Below are 1,531 nucleotides of genomic sequence, written 5' to 3'. Positions count from 1 at the left end.
GGGCGAAATCGGGCCGCACCGCAATCTCGGGCCGTACTAGCGCGGCGCTGGAGGCGATGCTGCCCAAGCCGGAAATGGTTCTGAGATCGCGTTCCACATTACGGGCGGCGGTGTTTAAGGCTTGCGGATCGTCGCCGCTCAGCACCAGCACGTACTTCTCGCCGGAAGCGCCCAGGCCGACCTTGGTGCGCGCGCCGGGCAGCTTTTCCAATGCCCGGCGGATCTGCTGTTCGATGACCTGTTTGCGAACAGGTCGGTCGCGGCGATTGGCCAGCGTTATCGTCAAAGTGGCCTTTCGTACTTCGCCGCTGCCTTGGGAGCCCGCCATCGGGTCGTTGCCGGCGGAGCCGGCGCCTATGGTGGTGTAAATACTGTTTATATAAGAAATATCGGCGATCAATCGCCGGGCGGTTTCCGCCGCGGCCTTGGTTTGCGTCAAACTGGCGCCCGGCGACAATTCCACGAAAACCTGGGTTTGCGGGTTGTCGTCGGCTGGCAGGAAGCCTTGGGGTAGTAACGGAATCAAAAATAGCGAGCCGATAAAAAACGCCGCCGCGCCGCTGATAGTAGCCAATCGGTGCTTGAGGCACCAGGCCGCCAGTTGGATATAGCGGCGCATGATGGGACCTTCCGGCTGTTCGGCATGGCCTTTATCCTTTAGCATATAAGCCGCCATCATCGGCGTCAGCATCCGCGCCACCACCAGCGAGGCCAATATCGCCAGCGCCGCCGTCCAGCCGAACTGTTTGAAAAAGCGACCGGCCACTCCGCTCATGAAGGCGGTGGGCAGAAATACCGCCACCAGCGCGAAGGTGGTGGCGACCACCGCCAAGCCGATTTCGTCGGCAGCTTCCATCGCGGCCTGATAAGGGGTTTTGCCCATGCGCAGGTGGCGGACGATGTTTTCCACTTCGACGATGGCGTCGTCCACCAGAATGCCGATCACCAAGGACAAGGCCAACAGCGTAATGACATTCAGCGAGAAGCCCAGGTAGTCCATGCCCAGAAAGGCCGGAATCACCGATAGAGGCAAAGCCACGGCGGAGATAAAGGTGGCCCGCCAGTCGCGTAAAAATAGCCATACCACTAAAACCGCCAGCAGGGCGCCTTCGTAGAGCATGGTCATGGAGCCTTGAAATTCTTCCTTAACCGGAGTGACGAAGTTAAAGGCTTCGGTAAATTCGATGTCCGGGTTGGCGGTGCGCAGTTCAGCCAGCGCATTTTGCACACCGGCGCCGACCTCCACTTCGCTGGCACCTCTGCTGCGGGTGACTTCGAATCCCACCACCGATTTGCCGTTCAGCAACGCCGCGGCGCGCGGTTCGGCGAAGGCGTCGTCGATTTGCGCTACTTGATCGAGCCGGATGCGGCGGCCGTCGGCTAGGGACAGTTGCAGCGGCCGCATTTCCTCTACGGATGCCACGTTGGCCAGCGTGCGTAGCGGTTGTTCGCCGCTACCCAAGTCTATGCGGCCGCCGGCGCTTTCGCGTTGCATTTGCCGCAATTGGCGGGAAATGTCGGCCGCCGTGGC

Annotated in this window: 1 protein-coding gene; it reads right to left on the bottom strand. The window is 60.9% G+C overall.

Annotation, left to right across the window (positions count from 1 at the left end):
- On the bottom strand, window positions 1–1,531 hold a 1,531-nt coding region (locus tag NP596_RS21310; protein WP_256617390.1), incomplete at both ends, for an efflux RND transporter permease subunit.

Source organism: Methylomonas rivi, assembly GCF_024505165.1.
Taxonomy (GTDB): Bacteria; Pseudomonadota; Gammaproteobacteria; order Methylococcales; family Methylomonadaceae; genus Methylomonas; species Methylomonas rivi.
Note: the sequence above shows the minus strand (reverse complement) of the source record. Positions and strands in the feature narration are given on the sequence as shown.